Origin of the sequence: Stieleria sp. (assembly GCF_041595215.1) — a bacterium.
GTDB classification, from domain to species: Bacteria; Planctomycetota; Planctomycetia; order Pirellulales; family Pirellulaceae; genus Stieleria; species Stieleria magnilauensis.
Genome location: NZ_JBFHKV010000481.1, coordinates 1 through 6,047 on the forward strand (window position 1 = coordinate 1; position 6,047 = coordinate 6,047).

The window sequence follows — 6,047 nt, forward strand, 5'->3', positions numbered from 1 at the left end:
ATCCATTTCGTCCCGCTGAAACCATTTGCCCCAGACCCGGTAGTCGACGCCTCGCTCGGTGCGTCCCCCCAGGCGTCCGCCGACGAACCCCTGTTCCAGCGTGCCGGCACCTGCGATGGCGTAGCTGCCGTGGGTTTGCGAACTGGACTTGGTCAAGATATTGATCACTCCGTTGACCGCATTGGCGCCCCACACCGTCGCGCCGGGACCGCGAATGACTTCGATTCGCAAGACGTCTTCCAATAGCACGTCTTGGACATCCCACAGCACGCCGGCGAACAGCGGGTTGTAAACCGTTCGGCCATCAATTTGCACCAACAACTTGTCGCTGAATCGGCCCGACTCACCACGGCTACTGACGCTCCACTTGTTCCCATCGATCCGCGCCACCTGAAGCCCCGGTGCCAGCCGGAGCACTTCGGGGATCGATTGGTAGCCGCTGCGACGAATCATTTCGTCGGTGATCACGAACACGGCCGCCGGGGATCTGCCGATCGTGCTCTTCTGACGCGAGACCGAGGACACTTCGACCTCCAGTGCAGGCGCGACCGAGGTCCGCCGCAGCGAACCGAGGTCCTGGTCCAACAGGGAATCCAACTCGCTGTCGAGCCCCTCGTCATCGGCTCCTTCGGCGGTGTCCTCGTCAAACGTGTCAGGGTGCTCGAGCCGCTGGCCGCTTGGCGGAGCTTGGTCAGCAGGCGCCGGTGATTCTGCAGCCGTCGTTGATTCAGCGGTCTGGCCGACCGCGGGGCCGGCTGTCAGCAGGACCGCCGCGAGCATCGCCGCGACGAGGTGGATCCGGGCGGAGCGACGATCCAATGGCCGACGACTCAACGGACGGTCGCCATCGAGAGGGCGCCGTTTTGCGACGTCATCGCCGGACGACCCGTCTTGAAATTCTGTCTTCACCATCCTGCCCCAGGATCGACTTTCGGTTCGGTGACGTGTTTATCCAGCACGCCGGTGTCGATGTGACCACCTTCTGGTGTTGTCGAATGTACGACGGGCCGATTTCACCGATTCGCAGATCTTTACGGGAAACCGCAGCGCGGGCTGACAGCGTTGCGGGGACTTGTCGGGCGGAGAGTCGCCGAAAGCGGTACAACCTCTCAGGCAGTGAAAGAATGCGGACCAGGAGTGTCGGTTGTCCCTCAAATCGAACCAATTCAATCAGTTCTTTCCCGCGATCAAGGTCGTCCGGCTGATCACAAGCGAAGGTTGCAGACAACAGTGACACTCAACGAAGGGCGATCCAGAAACGATGGACGAAGCACACAGGGCCGACGCGATGAATGCGGGCGCGCGAGTCGCCGAAGGTTCCGAGAACCCGCGGATCATCATCATCGATGACAACACGGCGATCCATGATGATTTTCGCAAGATCCTGTGTGACGATTCGCAAGCCGACACGGAATTGGATTCACTCGAAGTGTCCTTGTTCGGTTCTTCGTCGCGACAAACGAAAGCGGCGCGCCGCTACGATCTGTCGTCCGCCTACCAGGGCGAAGAAGGGTACCGGATGGTGTGCCAGGCGATCCAGGAAGGGCGCCCCTTCAGTACCGCTTTTGTCGACATGCGGATGCCGCCGGGCTGGGACGGTGTGGAGACGATCCGTCAGTTGTGGAAGGCCGATCCCGATCTGCAAGTTTTGATCTGCACCGCGTTCTCAGATTATTCCTGGTCTGAAATCGTCGAACAACTCGGCAACAGCGATCAACTGCTGATTCTGCGCAAGCCCTTCGATGCCGCCGAGGTGGCGCAGATCGCTGCGGCCATGACCAAAAAGCGAAAGCTGACCGAAGCCTCACGCAACACCGTCGCGGATTTGGAAAAGACCGTTGCGGCCAAGACGAACGAGATTCGTCGTGAGATGCAACAACGTGAACTGGCGCAACAACAGCTGCTGGAAAAAGAAAAACAGTTGCGCGAATCCCAAAAACTGGAAGCGGTCGGAATGCTGGCCGGTGGGATCGCGCACGAGTTCAATAATCTGCTACAGATCATTCTGTCCTACACCCAGTTCGGGCTCGACGCGACGCGGCCGGGTGAGCCGCTGCACGAAGACATGAAGTGCATTTTCAAAGCCGGTGAGCGGGCGACCTCGTTGACACGTCAGTTGCTCGGGTTTAGCCGTCGCAAACCGCTCTGTTGCGTCGATCTGGATGTCAATGACGTTGTCGCCGAGTTGGTCGGACTGGCAAAGCCGCTGCTGGGATCACGCATCACGCTACGTCAAGAACTGCATCCCACCTCTGCGATGGTGCACGCCGATTCGGTCGAGCTGCAACAGGCACTACTGAATTGCTGTATCAATTCACGCGACGCCATGGACGGTACTGGTCAGCTCACGTTGTCGACCGAGCTGGTGGAACTCAACGAAGCGTATTGCCGCCGGGACGACGTGCTGCGGCCCGGCCCGTTCGTCCGCATTTCGATCACCGACACCGGCAGCGGAATGCCGCCCGAGGTGGTGGAACGAGTGTTTGAGCCGTTCTTCACCACCAAAGAAGTCGGTTCTGGGACAGGCTTGGGGATGGCGATGGTGTACGGTTTGGTGAAACAGCATCAGGGCCATATCGAAGTCCAATCGGAAGTCGGCGTTGGCACGACGTTCCGTATCTATCTACCCGCCGTCAAGGCATGCGAGACGACGCAGCCGATCAGCCAGCCCGTGACCGATCGGGTACAAGACGCTGGTGGCAGCATCGGCACCATCTTGATCGCCGACGACGAAGAACTGTTGCGACAGGTCAGCAGCCGGATCTTGCAGCGTGCCGGATACAACGTCGTGCTGGCCTCCGATGGACAGGAGGCGGTGCAGCGGGTCAATGAATTGGCCGATCAAATTGATTTGGCCATTTTGGATGTGATGATGCCCAACATGACCGGGCGCGAAGCGTGCGGTCACATCGCCGAAAGCAACCCCGAGTTGCCGCTGCTGTTCTGTACCGGGCATGACCCCGAAGTCGCCCACAATGGAGAAGTCCCGCCCGGTTACCCGGTGGTCCATAAACCGTTCACCGCTGAACATCTGTTGTCGTCGGTCCGCGAAATTCTCGATGATCAACGCGGCTTGGGGCAGGATCGCCGCAACGTCGATGTGGCTGGAACGTGGTGAACCGGCTGGTCAAAAAATGGATTGGTCAAAAAATGGATTGGTCAAAAAATCTGCTGGTCAAAAAATGGATGAGAGGAAGTCGTAAGGGGGGACGATCGTACGATCACCAAACCACGATTTCTTGAGGTGCAGTGTGGTGAGTTGTTGCGTGGTCAATTAGGATGTGGTTTCCTACCGGATTCCGACCCCCGCCCCTTTCCCACCCCCACGATCAATCGAGCCTTGTTTGTAGGGTTCGATTGGGATGCATCCCATGTCCACTTCGTCACGCGTTATTCGGGCCATGCGGTGCGGCACGCTGTTCGGCATTCTTTTCGTCGCCGATGTGGCGCCGGCCCAACCGCCCGGCAAGTCCGATCAAGAAATCCTGCAGCCGGTGATGGCCTGCCGCGTCCGCACGGGCGAGTCGAATTCGGCGTATCAGTTGTTTGGGACGGTAACGCCCAGTCGAACCACGACGATCGGCTATTCGTTGCCCGGTCGATTGAAAACCTTACACGCCAAGCGTGGCGATCGGCTTGCCGCCGGCGACGCGGTGGCCGATTTGCAGACCGACGTGATCCAGATCGAGATCGCCGCGGCGAAAGCGGAATTGCGTTTGGTGGAACATCAATTGGCGGAGCTTCAAGCCGGATCACGCGCCGAAGACATCGCTGAAGCTGAGGCGCGGATGGAGGCCGCCGGGGCGATCGCCCGGCGTTCGGCCAGCCAGCTCTCGCGGATGTCCAAACTGGTCCAGTCCAAAGCCGCCTCGGTGGAAGAACTCGACGTGGCGACCGCGGAAGCCGATTCTTCGCGACAGTTACTGCAAGCGGCGACCATCGCACATGCACGACTTGTCAGTGGTCCGCGTGTCGAGCAGGTCGCCCAGGCCCAGGCACGCGTGGATCTGCAGCGAGAACAAGTCCGTTTGCTCGAAGACCGCCTCAAGAAGCACACCCTGATCGCGCCCTTCGACGGTTATGTGACGGCCGAATACACCGAAGCGGGGGCTTGGATCACCGCGGGCGATCCGGTCGTCGACTTGATCGAATTGGATACCGTCAGGGTCGAGGTGGCGGTTCCGGCCGCTCAGGTGGTGTTCTTGCGTCCGGGCCAGACGATCCATGTCGAATTTGACGCTCGGCCGGGTGAACTGTTGTTGGGGCAGCTGGAACGGATCGTGCCCGCGGCCGACACCCGTTCGAGAACCTTTCCGGTGTTGGTGCGGATCAAAAACCGGATCGACGACGGCATCCCGATGTTGATGTCCGGGATGGTGGTGCGAATGGACTTGCCTATCGGGCCCGAAGCGGAACAGACGTTTGTGCCTACCGATGCGATCGTGTTGGATGGGGTTCGGCAATCGGTGTTTGTCGTCGACGTCGGCCGCGCCTCATCGGCTGGCGGTCAATCACAGGCAGCGGTCGTCCGCAAAGTACCGGTCAAACTTGGGGTCGCCCAGGGCGATTGGATTGCGATCACCGGCGAGGTGGACGCCGACGCGATCGTCGTGACGCGTGGCAACGAGCGTTTGGCGGCCGGGCAATCCGTGGAGGTTACCGTCGGAGACGGTTGAGTGACGTGTTTGAAATCCTGATTCGTAACCCCGTCAAAGTTTATGTCGGCGCCATCTTGGCGGCGCTGTTCGGGACATTGTCGTTGGGCTTGATCCCCAAACAATTGGTCCCCGAAGTTCAAAACCCGGTGCTGACCATCGAAACCCGTTGGCCCGGGGCCAGCCCCCAGGAAATCGAGCGCGAGATTGTGCTCGAGCAGGAAGAACAACTGCAAGGTGTCGAGGGGTTGGTCAAGCTGTCTTCCAATTGCAGCGTTTCTTCGGCGGAGGTCACGCTGGAGTTTGAGATCGGAACGAACATCGACGATGCCCTGGCGCGGGTCAACACGCGTTTGCAGCAGGTCCGTGAGTATCCGTTGGACGCCAGTGAACCGGTCATCGAAGCGTCGGATCTGAGCGCCCAGCCGATCGCACGATTTGCGTTGACGCCGCGACCGCCGACCAGTCAGGCGATCGCCGAATTCCAGTCGGCCCATCCCCAGATCGCAGAGATTCTCGAACCGGCAAGGCGGGCAAGCAATTCAGCCCTGCGTGTGTTTCGTCTGCAAAATTGTTTGGACGAGCATCTCGCCACGCACCCGGAACTGGAAGCGTTGCGACCGCCCCCGGTCGATTTGGAAAAGCTCCGCAAGTTGTCGGAGGATTTTGTCGAGGCGAGATTGGAACGCGTTCCGGGGGTGTCGAACGCCGAGACCCGGGGCGGCCGCGAACAAGAGCTGCAGGTGATCGTCGATCCGGCCAAGTTGGCGACGCGGCAAATTACGATTCGGCAAGTCCGCGAGGCGCTCAATCGTCAAAACAGCGACACGACCGCCGGTGACTTTTTCCAAGGCAAACGGACTTGGGTGATTCGCACGCTGGGCCAGTTTCGCGACCCCGAGCAAGTCAAGCAACAATTGCTTGTCTCCGATGGCAACACACGCGTCTACGTCGGCGATGTCGCGGAAGTCAAACTGGGATACAAAGACCGCGAGAGCATCGCGCGGCGCTATGGAACCGAAAGCATCAGTCTGAGTGTCGGACGGGTGAGCGGCGCCAACGTGATGGAAGTGATGAAGGGGTTGCGGGTTGCCAATCGTGAATTGAACGAAGGGATTCTCAAACGCGAAGGGTTGGAACTGTTTCAGTACTACGATGAGACCGAATACATCGAATCGGCGATCGCGTTGGTGGTGCAAAACATGCTGATCGGCAGCGCTGCGACGATCATCATCTTGATGTTGTTTCTGCATTTCGGACGCGCCACGGTGTTGGCCAGCGTGGCGATCGCGGCGACCGCCGTCGCGTCGGTGTACGTCTCGCCCTGGTTCTACGTCGGTACCGTCGTGCTGATTTTCGTCTTGGGCTATCGCATCGCACGCGGTGCATTGG

At 59.7% G+C, this 6,047-nt stretch carries 4 protein-coding genes; 3 read left to right on the forward strand and 1 reads right to left on the reverse strand.

All coding sequences use genetic code 11. The annotated features are described in order from the left end of the window. Window positions 1-834, reverse strand: an 834-nt coding sequence (locus tag ABX749_RS18275; RefSeq protein WP_372897229.1) for a TonB-dependent receptor plug domain-containing protein, incomplete at its 3' end; no start/stop codon positions are given. Window positions 835-1,261: 427 nt separating this feature from the next. Here ABX749_RS18275 and ABX749_RS18280 point away from each other — a divergent pair. The 3 genes from ABX749_RS18280 to ABX749_RS18290 form a co-directional block, all read left to right on the forward strand. Continuing rightward, window positions 1,262-3,118, forward strand: a complete 1,857-nt coding sequence (locus ABX749_RS18280; protein WP_372897230.1) for a response regulator — start codon at window positions 1,262-1,264, stop codon at window positions 3,116-3,118. Window positions 3,119-3,371: 253 nt separating this feature from the next. Then, window positions 3,372-4,676 carry an efflux RND transporter periplasmic adaptor subunit gene (locus ABX749_RS18285; RefSeq protein WP_372897231.1) on the forward strand — a complete coding sequence of 435 codons (1,305 nt, stop codon included), beginning with the start codon at window positions 3,372-3,374 and terminating at the stop codon, window positions 4,674-4,676. 5 nt (window positions 4,677-4,681) lie between these two features. Continuing rightward, a partial coding sequence (locus ABX749_RS18290; RefSeq protein ID WP_372897232.1) for an efflux RND transporter permease subunit occupies window positions 4,682-6,047 on the forward strand: 1,366 nt, incomplete at its 3' end.